General features: G+C 60.8%; 20 protein-coding genes, 1 pseudogene and 1 riboswitch. Of the genes and pseudogenes, 12 read left to right on the top strand and 9 right to left on the bottom strand.

Annotated features, from left to right (window positions below):
- Positions 1-294: 294 nt before the first annotated feature.
- Positions 295-1668 (top strand): class II 3-deoxy-7-phosphoheptulonate synthase, encoded by a 1374-nt coding sequence (locus tag ACZ9BX_RS05990; protein WP_132566998.1) that lies wholly within the window; start codon positions 295-297, stop codon positions 1666-1668.
- A gap of 47 nt (positions 1669-1715) precedes the next feature.
- Here the strand turns inward: ACZ9BX_RS05990 and ACZ9BX_RS05985 are convergent.
- Positions 1716-2198 (bottom strand): annotated as a pseudogene (locus tag ACZ9BX_RS05985) (hypothetical protein); the annotation flags it as partial.
- A gap of 107 nt (positions 2199-2305) precedes the next feature.
- Here ACZ9BX_RS05985 and ACZ9BX_RS05980 point away from each other — a divergent pair.
- Positions 2306-2701, top strand: a complete 396-nt coding sequence (locus ACZ9BX_RS05980; protein ID WP_476216398.1) for a GFA family protein — start codon at positions 2306-2308, stop codon at positions 2699-2701.
- Here the strand turns inward: ACZ9BX_RS05980 and ACZ9BX_RS05975 are convergent.
- Together ACZ9BX_RS05975 and ACZ9BX_RS05970 are read right to left on the bottom strand one after the other, a co-directional pair.
- Positions 2698-3231 (bottom strand): DUF1003 domain-containing protein, encoded by a 534-nt coding sequence (locus tag ACZ9BX_RS05975; protein ID WP_132567002.1) that lies wholly within the window; start codon positions 3229-3231, stop codon positions 2698-2700. The genes ACZ9BX_RS05980 and ACZ9BX_RS05975 overlap by 4 nt on opposite strands.
- A gap of 73 nt (positions 3232-3304) precedes the next feature.
- Positions 3305-5236: an LTA synthase family protein gene (locus tag ACZ9BX_RS05970; RefSeq protein ID WP_476216395.1), complete on the bottom strand. Its 1932-nt coding sequence runs from the start codon at positions 5234-5236 to the stop codon at positions 3305-3307.
- Here ACZ9BX_RS05970 and ACZ9BX_RS05965 point away from each other — a divergent pair.
- From ACZ9BX_RS05965 to bluB, 4 genes are all read left to right on the top strand, one after another.
- Complete coding sequence (locus tag ACZ9BX_RS05965; protein ID WP_476220083.1) at positions 5157-5414, top strand: hypothetical protein; 258 nt, start codon at positions 5157-5159, stop codon at positions 5412-5414. The genes ACZ9BX_RS05970 and ACZ9BX_RS05965 overlap by 80 nt on opposite strands.
- Complete coding sequence (locus tag ACZ9BX_RS05960; protein WP_476216393.1) at positions 5411-7090, top strand: NAD+ synthase; 1680 nt, start codon at positions 5411-5413, stop codon at positions 7088-7090. Before ACZ9BX_RS05965 ends, ACZ9BX_RS05960 begins: the two co-directional genes overlap by 4 nt.
- Positions 7091-7111: 21 nt before the next feature.
- Positions 7112-7942, top strand: a complete 831-nt coding sequence (locus ACZ9BX_RS05955) for a TolB family protein (protein WP_476216391.1) — start codon at positions 7112-7114, stop codon at positions 7940-7942.
- An 18-nt stretch (positions 7943-7960) separates the two neighbouring features.
- Positions 7961-8144, top strand: a riboswitch (cobalamin riboswitch).
- Positions 8145-8221: 77 nt separating this feature from the next.
- The gene (gene bluB / locus ACZ9BX_RS05950; protein ID WP_476216389.1) at positions 8222-8908 is read left to right on the top strand and encodes a 5,6-dimethylbenzimidazole synthase; all 687 of its coding nucleotides are present in this window, start codon (positions 8222-8224) and stop codon (positions 8906-8908) included.
- A gap of 7 nt (positions 8909-8915) precedes the next feature.
- Here the strand turns inward: bluB and ACZ9BX_RS05945 are convergent, their stop codons facing one another.
- The gene (locus tag ACZ9BX_RS05945) at positions 8916-10001 is read right to left on the bottom strand and encodes a DUF2865 domain-containing protein (RefSeq protein WP_476216387.1); all 1086 of its coding nucleotides are present in this window, start codon (positions 9999-10001) and stop codon (positions 8916-8918) included.
- 124 nt (positions 10002-10125) lie between these two features.
- The gene (locus ACZ9BX_RS05940) at positions 10126-12438 is read right to left on the bottom strand and encodes an NADP-dependent malic enzyme (RefSeq protein ID WP_476216385.1); all 2313 of its coding nucleotides are present in this window, start codon (positions 12436-12438) and stop codon (positions 10126-10128) included.
- Between the two features lie 211 nt (positions 12439-12649).
- Here ACZ9BX_RS05940 and ACZ9BX_RS05935 point away from each other — a divergent pair, with 211 nt between their 5' ends.
- On the top strand, positions 12650-13456 hold the full coding sequence (locus tag ACZ9BX_RS05935) for a UDP-2,3-diacylglucosamine diphosphatase (RefSeq protein WP_132567016.1): 807 nt from the start codon (positions 12650-12652) through the stop codon (positions 13454-13456).
- Positions 13457-13520: 64 nt separating this feature from the next.
- On the opposite strand, the gene ACZ9BX_RS05930 is transcribed toward ACZ9BX_RS05935, so the two are convergent.
- Positions 13521-14027: an N-acetyltransferase family protein gene (locus ACZ9BX_RS05930; protein ID WP_476216383.1), complete on the bottom strand. Its 507-nt coding sequence runs from the start codon at positions 14025-14027 to the stop codon at positions 13521-13523.
- Between the two features lie 236 nt (positions 14028-14263).
- Here ACZ9BX_RS05930 and ACZ9BX_RS05925 point away from each other — a divergent pair, with 236 nt between their 5' ends.
- A complete protein-coding gene (locus ACZ9BX_RS05925; RefSeq protein WP_476216382.1) occupies positions 14264-15484 on the top strand; it encodes an MFS transporter in 1221 nt (406 codons plus the stop codon).
- On the opposite strand, the gene dgcA is transcribed toward ACZ9BX_RS05925, so the two are convergent.
- Positions 15436-16419, bottom strand: coding sequence for an N-acetyl-D-Glu racemase DgcA (dgcA, locus tag ACZ9BX_RS05920; RefSeq protein WP_476216381.1), 984 nt, complete (start codon positions 16417-16419; stop codon positions 15436-15438). The genes ACZ9BX_RS05925 and dgcA overlap by 49 nt on opposite strands.
- A gap of 100 nt (positions 16420-16519) precedes the next feature.
- Between dgcA and ACZ9BX_RS05915 the strand changes: the two genes are divergently transcribed.
- From ACZ9BX_RS05915 to ACZ9BX_RS05900, 4 genes are read left to right on the top strand one after another with little or no spacing between them, the layout of a single operon-like run.
- Entirely contained in the window at positions 16520-17686 is a 1167-nt protein-coding gene (locus ACZ9BX_RS05915; protein WP_476219905.1) for an MlaE family lipid ABC transporter permease subunit, read from the top strand.
- Between the two features lie 9 nt (positions 17687-17695).
- Entirely contained in the window at positions 17696-18544 is an 849-nt protein-coding gene (locus ACZ9BX_RS05910) for an ABC transporter ATP-binding protein (RefSeq protein ID WP_476216379.1), read from the top strand.
- 9 nt (positions 18545-18553) lie between these two features.
- Positions 18554-19924, top strand: coding sequence for an MlaD family protein (locus ACZ9BX_RS05905; RefSeq protein WP_476216377.1), 1371 nt, complete (start codon positions 18554-18556; stop codon positions 19922-19924).
- A 31-nt stretch (positions 19925-19955) separates the two neighbouring features.
- Positions 19956-20570, top strand: coding sequence for an ABC-type transport auxiliary lipoprotein family protein (locus ACZ9BX_RS05900; RefSeq protein ID WP_476216375.1), 615 nt, complete (start codon positions 19956-19958; stop codon positions 20568-20570).
- A gap of 61 nt (positions 20571-20631) precedes the next feature.
- Here the strand turns inward: ACZ9BX_RS05900 and ACZ9BX_RS05895 are convergent, their stop codons facing one another.
- The gene (locus ACZ9BX_RS05895) at positions 20632-21261 is read right to left on the bottom strand and encodes a hypothetical protein (RefSeq protein ID WP_476216373.1); all 630 of its coding nucleotides are present in this window, start codon (positions 21259-21261) and stop codon (positions 20632-20634) included.
- A 29-nt stretch (positions 21262-21290) separates the two neighbouring features.
- A complete protein-coding gene (locus tag ACZ9BX_RS05890; protein ID WP_476216371.1) occupies positions 21291-22685 on the bottom strand; it encodes a selenium-binding family protein in 1395 nt (464 codons plus the stop codon).
- Positions 22686-22982: the final 297 nt, after the last annotated feature.

Below are 22982 nucleotides of genomic sequence, written 5' to 3'. Positions count from 1 at the left end.
GATCGGGCCGATCATCGGCGAAGACAAAGCGCGCGCTTCATGGCGGGCAGTTTCAAAATCGGGTTTGACACAAATTGCTAAATTACCCCCAAATTTTCATGGTATATTTAATGTAAATCGGAGGGCGGGATTGAAGGTGCGACAAGGGCTTCCCTTATGAGCGCGGCAGGCTCCGCGACCCGTTCAGAACGTGTCGAACGGCGCTAGGCAAGCGTATGCTAAAGGTTTATAAGCCGCCGTTATTGTGGACGACAGGCGCCGGGCAGCGATCCCGGCGAGACAAAGGTGAGTAGAATGGCAGAGACTTGGACCCCGAATAGTTGGAGGCAAAAGCCGATCCAGCAGGTCCCGGATTATCCGGATCAGGCCGCTTTGGCGGCAACGGAAGCCCAGCTCGCCACCTATCCGCCGCTCGTCTTTGCGGGTGAGGCCCGCCGTCTGAAGAAACATCTCGCGAATGTCTCCGAAGGCAACGGTTTCCTGCTGCAGGGCGGGGACTGCGCCGAGAGCTTCGCCGAGCATGGCGCAGACACGATCCGCGACTTCTTCCGCGCCTTCCTGCAGATGGCCGTCGTGCTGACGTTCGGCGCGCAGCTGCCGGTGGTCAAGGTCGGCCGTATTGCCGGCCAGTTCGCCAAGCCGCGCTCGTCGGGCATCGAAACGCAGAACGGCGTCTCGCTGGCGAGCTACCGCGGCGACATCGTCAACGGCATCGAGTTCACCGAGGAAGCGCGTATTCCGAATCCGGAACGCCAGGCCATGGCCTACCGTCAGTCGGCTGCGACGCTGAACCTTTTGCGCGCCTTCGCGATGGGTGGTTACGCCAATCTCGAGAACGTGCACCAGTGGATGCTCGGCTTCGTCAAGGACAGCCCGCAGGGCGAGCGCTACCGCAAGCTTGCCGACCGCATCAGCGAAACGATGGACTTCATGAAGGCGATCGGCATCACCTCCGAGAACCATCCGAGCCTGCGCGAGACGGATTTCTTCACCAGCCATGAGGCGCTGCTGCTTGGCTATGAAGAAGCGCTGACGCGCGTCGACTCCACCTCCGGCGACTGGTACGCGACCTCCGGCCACATGATCTGGATCGGCGACCGCACGCGCCAGGCCGATCATGCGCATGTCGAATACTGCCGCGGCATCAAGAACCCGATCGGCCTGAAATGCGGCCCGTCGCTCCAGGCTGACGATCTCATGAACCTGATCGACATCCTGAACCCGGCAAACGAAGCCGGCCGCCTGACGCTGATCTGCCGTTTCGGCCACGAAAAGGTTGCCGACCATCTGCCGCGCCTGATCCGTGCGGTCGAGCGCGAAGGCCGCAAGGTCGTCTGGTCCTGCGATCCGATGCACGGCAACACGATCACGCTCAACAATTACAAGACGCGGCCCTTCGAGCGCATCCTGTCGGAAGTTGAAAGCTTCTTCCAGATCCACCGCGCCGAAGGCACACATCCGGGGGGCATCCATATCGAGATGACCGGCAAGGACGTGACGGAATGCACGGGCGGCGCCCGCGCCGTTTCCGCCGAGGATCTGCAGGATCGCTATCACACGCATTGTGATCCGCGCCTCAATGCCGACCAGGCGCTCGAGCTTGCCTTCCTGCTCGCCGAACGCATGAAGGGCGGCCGGGACGAGAAGCGGATGGCCGTCAACGCCTGATCTTCGCGGAACGCTGAATTGGGAGCCCGGCCAAGCGCCGGGCTTTTTCATTGGGCGAGCACGGACTGCTGGCAGCCGGCATCGGTAAAGCGGACGTCCGCCTCGCCGATCTTGATGCCGAGCATGTGCGGCGTGTTATAGAGCAGCTCATCGATCGGAGCGGTTACGCAGGAACGTGTGTCGGCGATCGCAGACTAAACGGCTGCGTTGCTGCCGAGCGTGAGGAAGAGCAATTGGATTTGAATGTCGGTGTTCTTCAAAAGCGATTGCACGGCCGAGGTCAGGCTGTCGTGCGTCGAGACGTTCTTGACCGTTTTGGCGGCGATATCAGAACTCTGGAAGGTCAGGCGTGTCTTCGACGTATTGGTCAGGTTGACTTCCGCCATGGCGCTCACCTTGAGCAGGGTGGCATCGATGATGGCGGCTCGCGTCACGCGCGGTTTGCTGCCGAAATTCGCCATTGCCGAGGGGTCGACGTCGCCGAGAGCGATTTCGGCGACGCCTGGCACCACATCCACGCCGATGCTGGCGAATGAGCCTTCCGGATCAAAATTCCTGACGCTCTGGTTCAACGAATTGGATTTGACGCAGCCTCGGACAGCCTCCAATTTCTCCGTAAATTAAGGACGGAGATCGCATGACGAAGGAATATACGGGCGGCTGCGCTTGCGGAGCGGTGAGGTTTCGAAGCACGAGCAAGCCGGGTCCGGTGGTCGGCTGTCATTGTTCGGAGTGCCGGCGGCAGACAGGATTCTATTTTGCGTCTTCGGATGTCTCCCTGGACGGCCTGACGATCGAAGGCGAGAATTCGGTCCGGTGGTACCGGTCAAGTGAGGCGGCCGAACGCGGCTTCTGTGCAAATTGCGGCTCGGCGCTCTCCTGGCAGCGAAAGGGATCGCCGGGAGTGTCCATCATGGCTGGCGCTTTCGATCAACCGAGCGGGCTTTCCTTCGGCTACCACATCTACTGCGCCGACAAGGGCGATTTCTATGAGATCAAGGACGGCGCACCGCAATACGCGAAGGGCGTTTAAGCCCCTTTCGCTGCCAGCGAAGCGTTCAGGCGACCGACCTCCTCGCGCAGTGCAGCGAGCTCGGTCACGACGTGCATGTCGATTTTCTGGTGCAGCGACAGAACCTCGAGTTCGGCCTTGAGATTCACTTCATAATCCTTGGCTGCTTCGAAGCGGTCGCGCTCTGCCTGCCGGTTCTGCGACATCATGATGATTGGCGCCTGGATGGCGGCGAGCATGGAGAGAATCAGGTTCAGGAAGACGAAGGGGTAGGGGTCGAAGGCGCCCGTCGCGAGGACGATCGTGTTAACCGCCGCCCAAACTACAAGAAAAACGAGGAAAGCGATGATGAAGGACCAGGAGCCACCAACCCTTGCGATGCCGTCAGCGACGCGCTCCCCGAAAGATGCCTTCGCAGAAAAGGCGGCGTTAACATCAGTCGAGATGACCTTGCGTTCGTGCGTCCTCCTGAGGACGCGCTTTTCAATGTCGCCAAGTTCCTCGGCCGGCTTGTCGAAATGCAGGTGAACGAAGTTCGAGATACTATGCATGATTGGCTCCGATAGGTGACCGCTTCGGAGCCAATATTCCGCGCCAACGCCAATTGCAATGCGGGTTAATGTCTTAGGACCCTTTGCCGAGCAGGTCGTGCTGCGGGAAGAATCGCTCCAGAGTGCGTGCCTTGCCGAACATGATATCGTGCTGCAGGTAGCCGTAGTCGCGCACAAGAGGATCGAGCTTTTTCCGGTCGCGCGCCCAGTCCGCCGTCGCCTTGTTGTCGCGCGTTGCCAGCTGGTAGCGGTCGATGATGTCGTATTTCTTCTGCACGCGGCCGAGGAAGCCGGTGTAGAAGGGATGCTCGAAACCGGCGAACTTGAGGAGATTGTAGGAGATCAGCGACGGGCTGATCGTGCCGACGTTCTGCTTCACGCCTTTCTGGTTCGACCAGATGACAAGCGGCGTTTCGTGCTCGCGCTTCATCACGTCGAGCGGTGCCCTGCGGGTTGCGACCTGGTCCGGCATGTAGCCTGTGCTCATATAGACATTGCCGAGCGGAGGCAGATGGTCGCCCCAAAGGACGATGATCGTTTCGCGCTCGCGCTTCGAGGCCCAGTCCATCAGCTTCTTCAGGCTGTCGTCGGCCTCCTTTATGCCCTGCGTATAGGTCGCAAGCGTCGCGCGGTCGGCTTCCGGGAGGTTGCCGCGGATGCCGATCGTATTCCTGGCATAGCGGTAGGGCTCGTAGGGCCCATGTCCCTGCAAGGTGACGGCGAAGAAAAAAAACGGATTATCGAGACCGTCGCCCTCGCGCATGATCTCCTTCATCAGGGAATCGTCGGAGGCGAACATGCCGCGCTTTTCCATCGGCGGCATCGTTTCTTCGGTCCGGAACTCTTCGAAACCGAAATCCTTGTAGACCTGATTGCGGTTCCAGAACCAGCCGCTGAAGGGGTGCAGGGCGCGGGCGGTATAGCCTTCGCCGCGGAAGAAGGTGGCAAGCGAAGGCACGTTGCTGCGGACATATTGCTGGTAAGGAATGCTGCCGTAAGGCAGGAAGGCGTTCGAGAAGCCGGTCAGTGCCTCAAATTCGACATTGGCGGTCATGCCGCCGAATTCCGGCGAGAAGACGTAGCCGGACTGCGCGGCGCGGACATTCGGCATGGGATCGGCGCTGAAGGAGAGGTTCTTCAGCCGTGTCGGATCCCAAAAGGACTCGCTCATCAGCATGATGATGTCCGGCTTTTCCTCAGGGCCTGTCAGATAGCCGTAGTTGCGCGAGGGGATCGCGTCGAGCGCATCGGCGTTGAGACCAGCGGGTGCCGCGACATCGGCCATCGGAATATTGAAGAGGAAGGCCAGTATGAAGCCGTTGCTGCGGTAGTTCTCCTTCTGGTCCCACATCATCGGCACCACCTGCAGCCGGTCGCGGATGTAGGAATATTGCGAATAGTCCATCAGCGAGGCGAAGGCCGCAATCACTGGAAGCCCGAGGCAGAGGTGGCGCAAACGCGCCTGGCGGGAGAGCTTCGGGAAGTTCCGCCAGGCATAACGCCAGGCGAAAACGATGCCTATGGCGAAAAGTACGATGCCGACAAGGAGGGCCGCGGCCGTCCACGGCCTGTCGCGCACCATGACCGGCAGCAGTTCCATGATCTGACGAGTATAGAGCACGTCGGACGGATAGAAGGGGTCGGAGAGAAAGCGCTGCTTCTGATTGGAGACAAAGGCCGGGATCAGAAAAAGCGGTATCAGGATGAACGCCGTCTGGTAGCGCCGTCCAAATACGGCATCGAGGGTCAGCATCACGATCGTGAGCATGGTGACCGTCGTCATGCCGGGCCTAACCGTCGATGTGAGAAACTCGCCGACATCGGCGAGCGTCCCGCGCGCGATCCACTCGACGGCGACAACGCTGAGTAAAGCGAGAGAAAACAAAAAAAGAATGCCGAGTGCCGCGCGCGCTGCCGGGGACTGAATGCTCGACCCGGAACCGGCGGAAAGTAGTGCTGCTTTTCTGGCCGGTGCGGACTTCATTATCAACGCGATCAACGGCATGCTCCGATGTCATAAAAATTTCACTGAAGTTTCACACGCCTGTCATGAACGCTGGATGAACCCTCCCGGTTTCTCGGCTTTTCCCTGTGGTTTGAATTTTTCGCCCGGCAGACCCCGCGGCTTTTCATGGCGCGGGCGATTGAAGCGGCGGGCCGCACGCGCTAAATGGATGACATGACACAGGAAAACGCTCCTTTGAATACGCTCCGGATTGCCGTTGCCCAGTTGAACCCGACCGTCGGCGATGTCGCCGGAAACCTTGCAAAAGCCCGCGAGGCACGCACGGATGCGGCCCGCCAGGGCGCGCATCTGCTGCTTCTGACGGAGCTCTTCATTTCCGGCTATCCGCCGGAAGACCTCGTGCTGAAACCGGCGTTCCTGAGGGCCTGCCTCAAAGCGGTCGAGGACCTCGCCGCCGATACCGCGGACGGCGGCCCCGGGGTCATTGTCGGCTTCCCGCGGCAAGGAAAGACGGGGCGGCATAATTCCGTCGCGGTTCTTGACGGCGGCAAGATCCTGGTGCTGCGCGACAAGATCGACCTGCCGAACTACGGCGAGTTCGACGAGAAGCGCGTCTTTTCCGAAGGATCGATGCCGGGGCCGGTGAATTTCCGCGGCGTGCGTCTTGGCGTGCCGATCTGCGAGGAGATCTGGAACGATCTCGGCGTCTGCGAGACGCTCGCCGAAAGTGGTGCCGAAATCCTGCTCGTTCCGAATGGCTCGCCTTATTATCGCGGTAAGGTCGACGTGCGCCATCAGGTGGCGTTGAAGCAGGTGATCGAAACCGGCTTGCCGCTGATCTTCGCCAATCAGCTCGGCGGCCAGGACGAGCTCGTCTTCGATGGCGCCAGCTTCGCCTTCAATGGCGACAGGACGCTCGCCTTCCAGATGAGCCAGTTCGAAACGGCGCTGGCCGTGACGACTTGGAAGCGCGGCGAAGACGGCTGGCGCTGCACCGAAGGCCCGATGTCGCGTATTCCCGAACTCGACGAGGCCGACTATCGCGCCTGCGTGCTTGGCTTCCGCGACTATGTGAACAAGAGCGGCTTCAAGAATGTCGTCCTCGGTCTCTCCGGTGGCATCGACTCGGCGATCTGCGCGGCAATCGCCGTCGATGCGCTCGGCGAGGAACGCGTGCGAACCGTAATGCTGCCGTACCGATATACATCTTCCGATTCACTGAAGGATGCGGCCGAATGCGCCAAGGCGCTCGGATGCCGCTACGATATCGTGCCGATCGAGGAGCCGGTGAAAGGCTTCACCTCGGCGCTTTCGCAGCTGTTCGAAGGAACCGACAGCGGCATTACCGAAGAGAACCTGCAGAGTCGGGCGCGCGGCACGATCTTGATGGCGATTTCCAACAAGTTCGGCTCCATGGTCGTCACGACCGGCAATAAGTCGGAAATGTCGGTCGGCTATGCGACGCTCTACGGCGACATGAACGGCGGCTTCAATCCAATCAAGGACCTCTACAAGATGCAGGTCTATGCGCTGGCGCGCTGGCGCAACAGCCATGTGCCGCCGGATGCGCTGGGGCCATCCGGCATTGTGATCCCGCACAACATCATCGACAAGGCGCCGTCGGCCGAGCTTCGTCCGGACCAGACGGACCAGGATTCATTGCCGCCTTATCCGGTGCTGGACGACATCCTCGAATGCCTCGTCGAGAAGGAGATGGCGGTCGAGGAGATCGTCGCGCGCGGGCATGACGTGGCGACCGTCCATCGCGTCGAGCATCTGCTCTATCTCGCCGAATACAAGCGCCGCCAATCGGCTCCGGGCGTGAAGATCACCAAGAAGAACTTCGGGCGCGATCGCCGCTATCCGATTACCAACCGGTTCCGCGACCGGTAACGAGAGAATCCGGGAGGATGCATGCGCAGTTCGGTCGAGACTTACAATATCCGTACCGGCGAAAGCCGGATTGTCTTTCAGACGGAGAAACTGATCGAGGCGCCGAACTTCGCGCCGGACGGCGGATATCTGCTGTTGAACGGTGACGGGTTGCTTTACCGGCTGCGGCCGGATGGGATCGGCGGGCTTGAGCAGGTCGATACGGACTTTGCGACCGCATGCAACAACGATCACGGCATTTCGCCGGACGGGGCGCAAATCGTCATTTCCGACAAGACGGAATTCGGCAAGTCGGCGATCTATATCCTGCCGGCGGCCGGCGGGGCGCTGCGGCTGATTACCGAGAATTTGCCTTCCTATTGGCACGGCTGGTCGCCGGACGGGAAGGAGCTAGCCTATTGTGGCATCCGCAACGATGAATTCGATATCTATACAATCTCCGTCGATGGCGGCCCCGAGAAGCGGCTGACGCATGGCGAGGGGCGCAACGACGGGCCGGACTATTCGGCTGACGGGAAATGGATCTACTTCAACTCCAGCCGCACCGGGCTCATGCAGATCTGGCGCATCCATCCGAATGGGACGGGTCTTGAGCAGGTGACGCATGACAATTACGGCAGCTGGTTTGCGCATCCTTCGCCAAAGAACGACAAGGTGCTGCTCCTTTCTTATGATCCGAACGTCTTCGATCATCCGCGCGATCTCGATGTGCGGCTGCGGCTGATGGATATGGACGGCGGCAACCTGACGACGCTGTTCGAGCTCTTCGGCGGGCAGGGCACGATCAATGTCCCTTGCTGGTCACCGGATGGTGACGAATTCGCCTATGTGCGATATTTCCCGGCAGCTTGAACGCAGCGGCAATTCAGGACATAGAGATTGCCGTCAGGTGCCTGCATCAAGCAGGAGAATCGGGAATCCGGTGAAAGACCGGAACGTGCCCAACGCTGTGAGGCTGACGTTTGCCGCAACAATGGCCACTGGCTTTTGCCGGGAAGGCCGTGGCAAGCGGGTGACGCCAAGTCAGAAGACCGGCCTGGCAAGATAGACCGAACCGCGCGGACGGCGGCGAGGTTTTTGACGCTCCTTGCGCTGCGGCGCGGGTGCTCAAGCATTGTTGGGGATTTAACGATGCAACCTGATCCTTTCGCCCATGCCCTTGTACCGGCCGGCGAGTTTTCCGAACACGACCGGGCCGCAGTCTACAGAGCCATAGAAACGCGCCGTGACGTGCGCGACCAGTTCCTGCCCGATCCTCTGCCTGACAATCTGGTGTCGCGGCTGCTGGGGGCGGCGCATGCCGCACCGTCGGTCGGTTTCATGCAGCCCTGGAATTTCGTCGTGATCCGCGATCCGGAGGTACGCCAGGCCGCGTGGCAGGCTTTTTCGCGCGCCAATCAGGAGGCGGCCGAGATGTTTGAAGAGGAGCGGCGGGATGTCTACCGCAGCCTGAAGCTCGAAGGCATCCGCAAGGCGCCGCTCAGCATCTGCGTCACCTGCGATCCGGACAGGGCAGGGCCGGTGGTCATCGGCCGCACCCACAATCCGCGTACGGATGTCTATTCGACCGTCTGCGCCGTGCAGAACCTGTGGCTTGCCGCTCGCGCCGAAGGCATCGGCGTCGGCTGGGTCAGCATCTTCCATGATGCGGATATCCGCGATCTGCTTGGCATTCCGGAGCGGATCGAGATCGTCGCCTGGCTTTGTGTCGGCTATGTCGACCAGCTCTACACCGCGCCGGAACTGGCGGTGAAAGGCTGGCGCCAGCGCTTGCCGCTCGAAGAACTGGTCTTCTCAGACCGATGGGGAAGCCAGTAACGCCGCGTCAGTTCTGCTGCGGCTGCGGCCCGGGCGTTGCGGGTTTCTTGAGATCGATCGCGCCCTGATCGCCGGCGAGGAACTGCGGACCGACCTGGCGGACTTTGCTGTTCGCCGGGTCATAGGGGCGGTCCGGCACCTGCGGCTGTGGGGCAGACGTGGAGGTGGCGCTCGATGGCGGCTTCGTCTTGATATCGGTGATTGAGCCCTTCGGCGGCGGTTCGCTGATTGCTTGGTTCTTGCGCATGTTCTCGTAATAGGCCGAGAGATTGCAGGCGCAGGAGGACTTTTCGCCGGGGGCGCGGTTCTTGTAGGCAAAGGCATTCGGCATGGCGCTGTAGGGCGCGCCGGTCGAAGCCGAGATCATGTTTGCGGCTTCGGTATTCGAGATGTCTTGATAGAAGAGCTCTGTCTCGATACCGGGGCACATCTTCGAACACGTCGCTGCGTCGCGGTTGAAATCGATCGATGTTGCATTCGTGGTGATCGGGAAAAAGCCGCCGTCGCAGGTACGCACGCACATCGTGCTGACATGCGACATGAGCTCGCCGCGCGGCACGCCATATTGCATGCCGCCCTGTTCGCCATCCCCAAGCGGGATGAAAGTATCGCTGCGCATCGCCTGTTCTTCGGGGCTTGGGGCCGGCGCATAGGCCTGCGGGTCCGGCGCATAGTCGAACTCCTCGTTGCAGCCGTTGTCTTCGAGTGCCGCCATCAGCTCGCGGCGCACGCGATAATCGGCACCACCCTGGTTGCGCAGTTCGTTACGCCGCTCCTGCAGGTATCGGATGTTGCCGACCATGCGTGCTTCGGACTGCTGCAACTCGCTGCAATAATCCGCATTCTCGCCGCCGATCACCACCATGCTGTCCACGGAGCAGCCGTAGCCGCGCAGATCATTGCGGACTTTGCGCAGCTCGAGATTCTGCTCGGCAATGGCGCTTGCATACTGGCGGACTTCGGGACCATTGCCGATGACATGCGGCAGATCGGCGACGCGGCCGCGCAGGTCGTCGCAGATCGCATTCGTCTGCGCGGCAGCGGGTGCAGCCAGGGCAAGCAAGATCGCAAGGGTCAGGTTTCGGCGGTTCACGGCATCATCCCGGAGCAAAGTGAGGCCAGTGCGGCGTGACAGTTACCGCATCATGCCTTTCTAGCCTGCTTCCGTTAACAAGCTGGCGACGGAATTCTAGCGCATTTTCCCATTTTGCGGCAACTTACGCCGGCTGCGAAGCCTCGGCGACGGCAAGCGCCGCCATGTTGACTACGCCGCGCGAGGTGACCGAAGTTGACAGGATATGCGCAGGTTGTGCGGTTCCCAGCAGAATTGGGCCGACATGGAGCGCGTCCATCATCGTGCGGACGAGGCCGAGCGAAATGTTGGCGGCATCGAGGTTCGGGAAGAGTAAAAGGTTGGCTTCGCCGGTAAGCGAGCTATCCGGCATGGCACGTTTGCGCAGCAATTCCGACAGCGCCGAGCCGGCTTGCATTTCGCCATCGACCTCCAGCTCCGGGGCGCGTTTGCGCACGAGCTGCAGGGCATCGCGCATCTTGCGGGCGCTCTCGGAGTTCCGGGAGCCGAAATTCGAATGGCAGATCAACGCGGCCTTCGGCGTGATGCCGAAGCGGCGGATCTCCTCGGCCGCGAGAACGGCGATCTCGGCGATTTCCTCATGCGTCGGGTTGTAGTTGACGAAGGTATCGGCGAAGAAAACGGGGCCTTTCTGGGTGATCAGCAGGCTGAGACCGGCGAAGGTGCAGACACTCTTTCGCTTGCCAATGATTTGGCCGACGTCCTTCAGGTGGCGATCGAAGCGGCCCTCCACGCCGCAGATGAGGGCATCGGCCTCGCCGCGCTTCACCGACAAGGCGCCGATAACAGTGTTGTTGGTGCGCACGATCGTGCGGGCGGCCTCCGGGTTGATGCCGGCGCGGCCGACGAGAGCGAAGTAGTCGTCGACATAGTCACGGTAACGCGGATCGTCTTCAGGGTTCACCACGGCGAAATCGACATTCGGGCGAATGCGGATGCCGAAGCGCTTCAGACGTGCCTCGATAACCGAGGGCCGGCCGATCAGAATCGGCTCGCCGGTCTTTTCCTCCAGCAGAACCTGAGCCGCGCGCAGGACGCGCTCGTCTTCTCCTTCCGCGAAGATGACGCGTTTCTTCTCGGAAAGCTTGGCGCTGGTGAAGATCGGCTTCATGACGAAGCCCGAGCGCCAGACGAAGCGGTTCAACTGATCGAGATAGGCGTCGAAATCCGCAATCGGCCGGGATGCCACGCCCGTCTCGGCGGCGGCTTTGGCGACAGCCGGGGCGATGCGCAGGATGAGACGCGGATCGAAGGGTGAGGGAATGAGGTAATTCGGACCAAAGATGGGCGTCTCGCCGGAATAGGCGCGGGCCGCGACGTCCGAAACTTCCTCGCGGGCAAGCCCCGCGATGGCCTTGACGGCAGCAAGCTTCATTTCTTCGTTGATGGCCGTGGCGCCGCAATCGAGCGCGCCACGGAAGATGTAGGGGAAGCAGAGGACGTTGTTCACCTGGTTCGGGAAGTCCGAACGGCCGGTGCAGATCATTGCGTCCGGGCGGGCGGCGCGCGCCAGGTCCGGCATGATTTCAGGGGTCGGATTGGCGAGCGCCATGATGAGCGGCTTGTCCGCCATCTGTGATAGCAGGTCGGGCTTCAGGACACCCGCGGCCGAAAGACCGAGGAAGACATCGGCGCCGCCGATATTGTCGGCGAGCGTGCGCATCTCGCTCTTCTGTGCGTAGACAGCCTTCCATTCGTCCATCAGTTCGGTGCGGCCTTCATAGACGAGGCCTTCGATATCGTGGACCCAGATATTTTTGCGCTTGGCGCCGAGCTCGACCAGCAGATTGAGGCAGGCGAGCGCAGCGGCACCCGCGCCGGAGGCGACGATCTTCACGTCCTTGATCTTCTTGCCGGCGAGTTCCAGTCCGTTCAGGATCGCGGCTGCGACGATGATGGCCGTGCCGTGTTGGTCGTCGTGGAAGACCGGGATCTTCATCTTCTCGCGGAGCTGGCGCTCGACCTCAAAGCATTCGGGCGCCTTGATGTCCTCGAGATTGATGCCGCCGAAGGTCGGCTCGAGCGAGGCAATGGTGGAGACCATCTGATCGACGGTCAAGGCATCGATTTCGATGTCGAAGACGTCGATGCCGGCGAACTTCTTGAAGAGGACGGCCTTGCCTTCCATGACGGGCTTGGAGGCGAGCGGGCCGATATTGCCGAGGCCGAGAACGGCCGTGCCGTTGGAGATGACGGCAACAAGATTGGCGCGCGAGGTGTAATCGGCAGCCGTTTCCGGATTGTCGCGGATCGCAAGGCAGGGCGCCGCAACGCCGGGCGAATAGGCGAGTGCCAGGTCGCGCTGGTTGCCGAGCGGCTTGATCGCCTGAATTTCAAGTTTGCCGGGGCGGGGGTAACGATGGAAGAAAAGCGCCTGTTCGTCGAGGTTTCCGCCGGTCTCGTTCTTCTCCGTGTTGGATTTTTCCTGATGATCCATTGCCGTCTCCGCTGCCGCACTCACATCTTTTGAAGACTTCTCCATACATCAATCGGCTGGCAGGGACAGTCAGAATTTCGGGATCGAAGCGGAAAACTCGTGAGCGCTGCGCATGTGCCAATTCGCGCATCTGTCATCTTCCTGAAACACGAGTCTGATTTTGGAAGACCAGAAACGATGGGACGCAGGCGGAGCGCTTGTGAAAGACAATATGGATACCCGACACTTCCGTACTCTCTTCATTTCCGATGTGCATCTCGGCTCGAAGGCGGCGAAGGCGGACTTCCTCCTCGACTTTCTCCGCTATCACGACGCCGATACGATCTTCCTCGTCGGCGATATCGTCGACGGCTGGCGGCTGAAGCGCAGTTGGTACTGGCCGCAGGTCTGCAACGACGTGGTGCAGAAGCTGCTGCGCAAGGCGCGCAAGGGCACGCGGGTCGTCTACATCCCCGGCAATCACGACGAGTTCCTGCGAGACTTTCCGGGCATGCATTTCGGCGGCATCGAAGTCGCCGAGCGGATGATGCATGACGGCGCGGACGGCAAAAAGTATCTCGTGCTGCATGGCGACGAGTTCGACGTCGTCGTCCGCAACGCCCGCCTGCTCGCCTATCTCGGGGACTGGGCTTACGACACGGCGATCAAGATCAACGTCGTGCTGGCCGCGATCCGCCGCCGGATGGGCATGCCCTACTGGTCCTTCTCCGCCTGGGCGAAGCTGCAGGTGAAGCACGCGGTCAATTTCATCGGCGAGTTCCAGCGCGTCGTGGCCGACGAAGCCCGCAAGCATGGCGCCGACGGCGTCATCTGCGGCCATATCCACCATGCCGTGATCGAGGACATGGACGGCGTGCGCTACATCAACACCGGCGACTGGGTGGAGAGCTGTACGGCGATCGCCGAGCATGAGGACGGCACGTTCGAGCTCATCACCTGGAGCACCATAGCCGACGCTCAAGCCATCCCGCTGGCGATCGAGCATCGCGACGGCCAGCTCGAGCCGCAGGCTGCCTGATTTTCTTGTTGTGAACACGGAAGCAATTTAGTTGTGGTGATGGGCGTTAGACTCGTGGCGTCTGTCATCGCGGACCTACTTCCAGCCGCATGAGTATTTCATCATAATAAGTATCGCCCACCTTTAAAGCTTCGACTTCGACGGCCCATTCTTCAAAGCCCATGGATTTGTAAAGCCGGATAGCCGGAACGTTGGATGACACGACGCTAAGCCGGAGCGAACGTAGCGTCGTGCCAACTTCGTCAATCGCAGCACTCAGCAGCAAGCGCGAAAGACCAGTGCCCCGCGCCTCCTGGCGGACATACATCCCCCAAACCGATCCAATATGTTGCGTCTTGATGGCTTTGGACTTTGACACGCCGATAGTTCCGGCAAGGATTCCGTCATCGGATAACCCACCGATCACAAGGCCGTTCTCAAGCCTACCGGCGAAGCGCGCCTCAGATAGGCTCTGCTCTTCTTCCCATGACGCGCCAAATGCCTCTGGATGGTTCGCGAGAGCCTCAAGGCGAATTTCTCTGAAAGACGACGCATCATTCCTGTCGAGGCGGCGAAGCTTGTAGGGGCGCACAGTATGTCCTTTGTCTTTTTGAAGCGCGACCGAACCACCTAACGGTAACGGTTCTATGACGCTGGCTAAAAATCTACGACCTAGAATTTAAGGGGAATGCGGGTGGCTTTAATTACGATGGGTTGTGAGCGAAGGGGACAAGCTTTTTCTTAAAACGTTTCAGAAAGGTTATTTCTGGCCATAGTCGCCCTTGGGTTGATGTGCTAGGCAACGTCCAGTTTCCTGCAGGTCCACCGATGATTCCCGCCCAGAAAGCCCCGACAGGCGAGGGAGCGCCGCCGCGCTTCCGGCTGCTCAGCGCCCTGTCCTATTGCGCTCCGCTGATTGTCAACGGTGTCGTTCTTCCCTTCTTTCCCGTCTGGCTAGCGGTCCACGAATTCACCGATCATGAAATCGGCATCATCCTGGCAGTGCCGATGGTGGTGCGCGTTCTCGTGGCGCCGATCGTCGCCATGTATGCTGACCGCATGAAGGAGCGCGCCGACGTGCTGCTCTGGTCCGGCGGGCTGTCCTTGCTGACGGCGGTAGCGCTCTGCTGGACGACGAGCTTTTGGCCGGTGCTGATCGTCTTCGCCATGCAGGGTGCGACCTTCGCGCCCTATCTGCCGGTCGTCGAATCGATCGTCATTTCCGGCGTTCGCCGCTGGGGGCTCGACTACGGCTCCATGCGCGTCTGGGGCTCTATCGCTTTCATTGCATCGACCATGATCGGCGGCGAGATGATCGGCTATTGGGGCGGCTCGATGGTGCTGCCGGTCATGATTTTCGGCTTCGTCATGACGATGCTGATGGCGATCTATTGTCCGCGGATTGGGCCGACCCGCCGGCGCGGCACGCCGGTCGACATACCGGCGGCCACCGGCAGTTCGCTACGGCAGCCACATCTGCTGGTGCTCCTGTGGGGCGTGGCGATCCAGCAGTCGAGCCACGCGCTTCTCTATGTCTTCGCGTCGATCTATTGGCATCAGCTTGGCTTTTCAGGAACGGAGGTCGGCATTCTCTGGAGTGCTGCCGTTGCCTCCGAGGTGATTGTGTTCTTCGTCTCGAAGCATCTGAACCGCCGCTTCAGTGCGTGGACGCTGATCCGCATCGGCTGCGCGGTCTGCATTTGCCGCTGGATCCTGTTCCCGGTGCATTGGGGCTTCGTCGGCTTCTTCGTGCTGCAATGTTTCCATTCCTGCAGCTTCGCCTTCGTGCATACCGGCGTTCAGCGGCGCATCGTGGCAACGGTGCAGGAGACGCAGGAGTCGTCGGCTCAGGGCGCATATTTCTTCTATAACGGCATGTTCATGGGACTGATGACGCTCGCCTCCGGCTACATCTATGCTTGGCTCGGCCTCGCGAGCTTCTACGTCATGGCACTCGTCGCAGCGCTGGGAATGTCTCTGGTCTTCGTCGCCTACTACCTTCAGCCCCAAAGGCTGGGTTCGGGTGGCCAGACAAGGGAATCGGTATAGCGAAGGCCGGGTTGCCGGTCGCGGGCAAGAAGCAGCGGGCCGTCGAGATCGACGAATTCAGCGTCCTGCGCTAAGTGCACGGCGGGCGCCATTGCAAGCGATGTACCGACCATGCAGCCGAGCATGATCTGGAAGCCGAGGCGCTGCGCCTCGCGCTTCATCGCGAGCGCTTCCGTCAGGCCGCCGGTCTTGTCGAGCTTGATGTTGATCGCATCGTAGCGGTCGCGCAGGCTTGCTAGGTCGCCAGTATGGTGGACGCTCTCGTCGGCGCAGACCAGGACTGGACGCTCGATCTCGGCCAGCATTTCGTCCCGGCCGGCGGGCAGCGGCTGTTCGACGAGCGCGATCTTCATCTCGGCGGCGATGCGCAAGTGATGTTCCAACGTGTCCTCAGGCCAGCCCTCGTTGGCATCAAGCATGATGATGCTGTTAGGCGCGGCTTCGCGCACGGCGCGCATGCGGCTCTCATCGTCACCGGTGCCGACCTTGACCTTGAGCAGCGCTCTTGCGGAGTGTGCGCGCGCCTGCGCCGCCATAATCTCCGGTTCGCCGAGCGAGATCGTGTAGGCCGTCGTGAGCGGCTTCGGCGACGCAAGGCCGATGCGTTCGGCAACGCTTTTTCCGCCGCGCTTGGCTTCGAGATCCCATATCGCGCAATCGACGGCGTTCCTGGCTGCGCCCGGCACCATGGCGGAGAGGAGGTCTTCTCCGGAAATGCCCGCTTCGATCAGGGGCCGGGCGGCTTCGATCTGTGCGGCGACGCCTTCCATCGTTTCGCCGTAGCGTCGGTAGGGAACGCATTCGCCCCAGCCTCGCTTGCCGTTTTCCGCCAGAATGCAGGTGATGACGTCCGCCGAGGTCTTTGCGCCGCGCGAGATCGTGAACGTGCCCGCAATGGGAAAGGAATTCATCTGGATTTCGAGCGAGCGTGGCATAATTGCAATCCTGCGAGCATGGAAATTCTATGTGTCTTCGGTATATTAACGCGCCGGGCGTGAGCGATTTGTTCGCGAGTCGGCAATGTCGCCGCAAGCCTTGAAAGACACAAGCATTTTGAAGCCCGACACCCGCAACGCCGCCTCACTGCACGTGGACGACCAAGCCGACGGTGGGGGACGCCGCGTTCATCTCGAAGGCAATTGGCGCAGCGCCAACATCCATCTCGTCCTACACGACATCGAGAAGATTGCCCGTGGTAAAGGTGATCTGACCCTGGACCTCTCGGGCGTCACGGATATCGACACGGCCGGCGTCTGGCTGCTTTGCCGGCTCAAGCTGCAGGAAGAGGCGGCCGGGCGGCCGGTTCGTTTCGAAGGCACCAATCCGCATATCGACGAAATGATAGAGGAATTCTCCCAGAAACCGGAGGAGGAAGCCGTCGAGGCTCCGAAGAAAAGCGGTCTCGCCGAGCGCATCTTCGCGCCGGTCGGCAGGGTGACCGTGGACCTCTGGAACGACCTCACGGCCGCGATGTATATCCTGGGCTCGGCCGTGCGTGGCGCGCAGATGAAGTTCGGGCGCGGCAGCGGCGTTTCTCCAGCCTCGATCGTCAACCAGATCGACCATATGGGCGTGCGTGCCGTTCCGATCATCCTTTTGATGTCGTTCCTGATCGGCGCCATCATCGCGCAACAGGGCGCCTTCCAGCTTCGGTATTTCGGCGCCGAAGTCTTCGTCGTCGATCTCGTCGGCATCCTGCAGCTGCGCGAAATCGGCGTGCTTCTGACAGCGATCATGATCGCCGGCCGTTCCGGCAGCGCAATCACCGCCGAAATCGGCTCGATGAAGATGCGTGAGGAAGTCGATGCGCTGAAGGTCATGGGCCTGAACCCGGTGGGCGTGCTGATCTTCCCGCGGCTTGTGGCGCTGACGGTGGCGCTGCCGCTTCTGACGGTGCTTGCGAACTTCGCCTCGCTGTTCGGCGCCGCGTCGGTTGCCTGGGCCTATTCCGGCATCACGTTCGCGACCTTCCTGTCTCGCCTGCACGAGGCGATTACGCTGTCGACGGTTCTCTCCGGCATGATCAAGGCGCCGTTCATGGCGCTCGTCATTGGTATTGTCGCGGCCGTAGAAGGCCTTAAGGTCGGAGGCAGCGCCGAATCGCTCGGCCAGCACGTGACGGCTTCCGTAGTGAAGTCGATTTTCGTCGTCATCCTCATGGACGGGCTGTTCGCCATGTTCTATGCGGCCATCAATTTTTAAGGGTTTAGCGTGGACGGGCAGCAAGCAGAGCCGAACGGGAAGGATGAGCGGGACATCGTGCTTTCGGCACGAGACGTGACCGTCGGCTTTGGCCCGAAGATCGTGCTCGACAAGCTCAACCTGAACATCTACCGCGGCGAGATCCTGGGTTTCGTCGGCGCATCGGGTACCGGCAAATCCGTGCTGATGCGAACCATTTTGCGCCTTCTGCCGCGCCGCTCCGGCATGATCGAGATCCTGGGACAGAATTTCGACAAGCTGGACGAGAGCCAGCGCAACGCGCTCGACATGCGGCTCGGCGTGCTCTTCCAGCAGGGCGCGCTGTTTTCCTCGCTGACTGTGAGGGAGAACATCCAGGTGCCGATGCGTGAATATCTGGATCTGCCGAAATCGCTGATGGACGAACTGGCGCACTTGAAGATCCGGCTCGTGGGTCTTGCTGCCGATGCGGCGGACAAATATCCCTCCGAGCTTTCCGGCGGTATGATCAAGCGCGCTGCCCTTGCGAGAGCCCTGGCGCTCGATCCGGAGCTGGTATTCCTGGACGAGCCGACCTCGGGCCTCGACCCGATCGGTGCTGCAGAATTCGATGAACTGATCGCCCGGCTGCGAGACACGCTCGGCCTGACCGTCTATATGGTAACCCACGACCTCGACAGCCTGTTTTCCGTCTGCGACCGTATTGCCGTGCTTGGACACAAGCGAGTAATGGTTGAGGGGACGATCGAGGACATGCTGGCCTATGATGATCCTTGGGTTCAGGCCTATTTCAAGGGCAAGCGTGCGCGCTCGATCGTGCCGCAAGAAGAAACAGCCGCCGGCCGTGCCGAAAGCACTGGCGACAGCCGCGGGAAGTGACCGGAAACGATGGAAACCAAAGCGAACTACACGATCGTCGGCTTTTTCACTGTTCTGGTGATCGCAGCCGCATTCGGCTTCGTCTACTGGATGGCCGAGTACGGACGCAGCGGCCCCATGGCGGAACTCGTCGTGCGTATTCCGGGCTCGGCAAACGGCCTCAGCGTTGGCTCGCCGGTGCGCTTCAATGGCATTCAGGTGGGGTCGGTGACGTCGCTCTCGATCGATGCCGACGACCCGCAATATTCGCTGGCTTTCACCGAGGTGCGCGTCGACGCGCCGATCTATCCTTCCACCAGGGCCATCCTTGAAATCCAGGGCCTGACGGGTGCGGCCTATATCGAGCTTTCGGGCGGCAAGGTGGGTGAAGAGAATATCCTGCAAAAGGCCGTCGAGACCGGCAAGCGCGCGGTGATCGTCGCGGATCAATCAAGCGTGACGAATCTTCTGGCGACGGCCGACAAGATTCTCGACCGGGCGAATGACGCGGTGGGCGAGGTTCACGGATTCGTCCAGGACGCGCGCGGACCGCTGACCAAGACGCTGCAGAATGCAGAGACCTTCTCAGGTGCGCTGGCGAAGAATTCCGGCAATATCGATTCCTTCCTGCAGAGCGTCGGCCAGCTTTCCGAAATCGTGCGCAAAGTCTCCGGCCGAGTCGATTCCACGCTTGAGGCCGTCGAAGCGCTGGTAAAGGCCGTCGACGCGAAGAAGATCGATACGATCCTCAGCAATGCCGAGAAGGTGAGCCGCGATATCGCCAATGCGTCCGGCGACCTGAAGGGTGCGATCCAGAGATTCAACGAGACGGCGACGACCTTCAACGATTTCGGCAAGAAGGCGCAGACCACGCTCGACCGCGTCGATACGCTGGTGGCGCAGATCGATCCCGCCAAGGTGAAGGGGTCGGTCGACGATATCGCGCAGGCGACGAAGGATGCACGCGTCGCGGTCGCCTCCATACGGGACGTCGCCAATACCGTCTCGGCGCGCCAGAAGGATATCGACCAGACGATCCAGGACGTCTCGCAGATGGCGAACAAGCTGAACTCGGCCTCGACGCGCGTCGACGGCATCCTGATCAAGCTCGACGCGCTGTTCGGCACGGACAATTCGCAGTCGCTCTTTACGGAGGCGCGCGCAACGCTCGATTCCTTCAAGAAGATGGCGGACAATCTCAACGCCCGCATCGGTCCGATCGCGGACAACCTGCAGCGGTTTTCGAGCGGCGGCTTGCGCGACGTGCAGACGCTCGTCGACGATACCCGCCATACGATGCAGAATCTCAACAGTGCGATCAGCAATTTCGACCAAAATCCGCAGCGGCTGATTTTTGGCGGCGATACGGTAAAGCAATATGACGGCCGGACGCGCCGTTGACATGGATATTTGAAAGCAAGGGTAGCGAAATATGGCCGTATCGCATGTGTTGGCGCGCCGTTCATTGCTGGTAAGAACGACGCTCCTTTTGCCGCTTATGGCGCTGGCAGTGACCGGTTGCGGCACGGCGGCCAAGAACGATACCTTTGATCTCTCCGCCACCGTCACCGTCGACGGACGGCCCGCCAAGCGCAGCCAGATCCTCGTGCCGGCGCCGACGGCCTTGAAGGCGCTCGACAGCAGCCAGATCGTCGTCCGCGTTTCGCCCTCCGAGATCCAGTATCTGTCGCGCTCGCAATGGAGCGACAGCCTGCCGCGCATAGTGCAATCGAAGCTAGTCGAAGCCTACGAGAACTCCGGCAAGCTCGGCGGCGTCGGCAAGCCGGGACAGGGCCTTGCGATCGACTATCAGGTCGTTACCGACATCCGCGCCTTCGAGATCGACAACAGCACCACCAGCCAGGCCGTCGTCGAAATCTCGGCGAATATCCTCAACGACCGCAACGGCACGGTCCGCGCCCAGAAGGTTTTCCGTGCGGCCGTTCCTGCAGGCAGCGGCTCGAACGTAGGCTACGTCAAGGCGCTCGACCGCGCGTTCTCTGCGGTGACGGCAGAGATCGTCGATTGGACGCTGCGGTCGATTTGACGGCGGAGGAAATGGTTGCGGCCGAACCCGAAGAACTTGGGATGGACCAATCCCGCCTTCGCTAGACGATCAGCAGCACGGCACCGGTGCCGAGCAGAACCAGCGTCCATACGAGATCCGTGTTGATCCAGGCACTGCGCAATATCCCGAGCCCGACCCAACGATAGACTGCCAGGGCAACGAGACTTGTGGCCGCCAACATTGCAAGGGTATGGACGCCGACGGCAGCGATCGCCATCGCCGCGGACCCATCACCATCGACTTCACGTAATGGCGACTCCGTAAGACAGAGGGGCATCAAGGCCGGTAGGATCATGAGTCCGGCTCCATGGGCTGTTGTCATCAGGAACGACCAGAACGCCAGGCCGGCAAGCCCTGTGCGCATGCCGATGCGAACGCGGCGCTGGTGTCCGAAGAAATGATGCCAGATAGCCCATGCAATGAGGCCTCCTCCGGCCGCCGTCCGCAAAGCATCTTGATTTACGAAAAGACCGGCCGCGAGCAGGGTGCCCGCCACCAGTGCGATGGATACTGCGTGCCCCAGCGCGATAGCAGGCACCGCCTGAACCACGGCGGCGGAACTTTGCCGGTGAACGCCGAGCGCCACGGCAAACAACCATCCCATCGCCGGGTTGAGACCATGGAAGGCTCCCAGTCCCGCCAGTAGCATCCAGGGCCAGAGTTCATTCATGAGCGCCTCATCGGGCTGGCCTTCGCTCCTTACGGATAGCAATAGGAATCCGACGAGCAATCCCCACCCTGCAGGCGGACCTGATGCGGGCGATGCGACTTTGGCCATTCGACGAAGAATTTCTCGTCGAAAGCAATGCCGCCGTCCGGCTCCGCGTCAAGCTTCACCATCCAGCCGGAGATGCCGTCGGGATAGAACTGCTCGTCGATCGCGCCATAGAGCGAGTTGGTGAAATAGATGCGGCGACCGTCACGGCTGATCTCGACCATCTGCGGGCCGCCATTCAGCGCGCCATTCTTCGCTCCCGGATGCGAAGCGCGCGAAACGATGCCGCCGATCCGGACCTTTCCTGTCAGCTTCGGCTTGAATGGATCGGAGACATCGTACTGATGCAGATCGCCAGTTCCCCAGCAGGACACGTAGAGAAATCTGTCATCCATCGAAAGGTCGATATCGGTGACAAGCGGTGGCACGGCATTGAAACCCTTGAGCATCGGCGGCAACAGGTCCGGATCGGCGGGCTCCGCCGGAATGTCAATCACCTTTGTCACCGCCCACTTCGCGCCGTCGCGGTGCCAGACCCATATCGAGGACGAGAGGTCCTCAAGACTGAGAACGCAGTTCACAAAACCATAGGCTTTGGTCGGATCATGCGCGGGCCTGAGTTCGAATACGAGCTGATACTTGTCACCGAAATCGATCGTCTGTAGGTGCTTGCGCTTGTGCAGGTCCCAGAAGTGCAGACGGCGGCCGTATTTCGCGCCGAGCAGGATTTCCGGGATCAGTCCGTTTTCAAAAGTATCCGGCGTGCCCCACTCGCTGGTGACGAGCGTGTCGTGGCCAAGATGCCACCAGACGTCGTAGGAAAGCTGCTGCGGCCCGCGATCCATTTCCCATTGGCCGCGCACCTCGAATGTCTCATGATCCATAAGGAACACGCCGCCCGGTCCCTTGCCCTCCGCATTGCCAAGTGCTGCGATATAGATCCCTTCCGGTCCGCAGTGAACGGTATGAGGCCTCGAGTATCCGGCCCGGTCGGCGACTTCGCCCGGTTCGATGACCTTGACGATCGATGGTTTCCGGCCGTCGGGCTTGGTGTCGATGATATGGATGCGCGAGGATTTCAACCCGGGTACGACCAGATAGCGGCGCTCCGCATGTGGGTGCGGCGCATTCGGGCAAAGGCAGGATGAGCAGGCGTTCCAGCCGAAATGATGCAGCTCGTCACCGACATTGGGCATTGCGAGGGATGTGACGATCTGACCATAGGAGGCTGATTTGGGATCGACATCGACGACCGCGAGTTCGTCGGGAACCGCTCGCGCCGGATCGAAGGCGGCGACGTAGGCAAGCGTCTCCGGCGCGGCCTTCATGGCCATTCGCGGGGACGGATAAAAGCTTGGATCGGGTTTCCACGTTACCATATGAAGTGCTCCTGGCTCGCGTTTGCTGAACAATGAGAGATGTTCGCTATATGCTTGCCGACAGCTGACTCATCGCTGCGGACGGGGCAGGATAGTGGATGCTTCAACGGGATACAGATTCGAGATCGTTCCCTACGGCTGCGAGCCGCAGAGACAATCCTCCCCAGGCAATTGTCTCAGATAAAGGTGGGTTTGGGCAGTCCCTTTTTCGCTGCGGCTCAATCCGGTTGGCAATCAACAGCGGAGTGGATGCACCGGGCGGCTTCTAGGGCAATGCTGCCTACATGGTTTCGCAAG

This window comes from Rhizobium sp. USDA 3886, from assembly GCF_056279785.1.
This window is presented reverse-complemented; position numbering and strand designations above follow the sequence as displayed.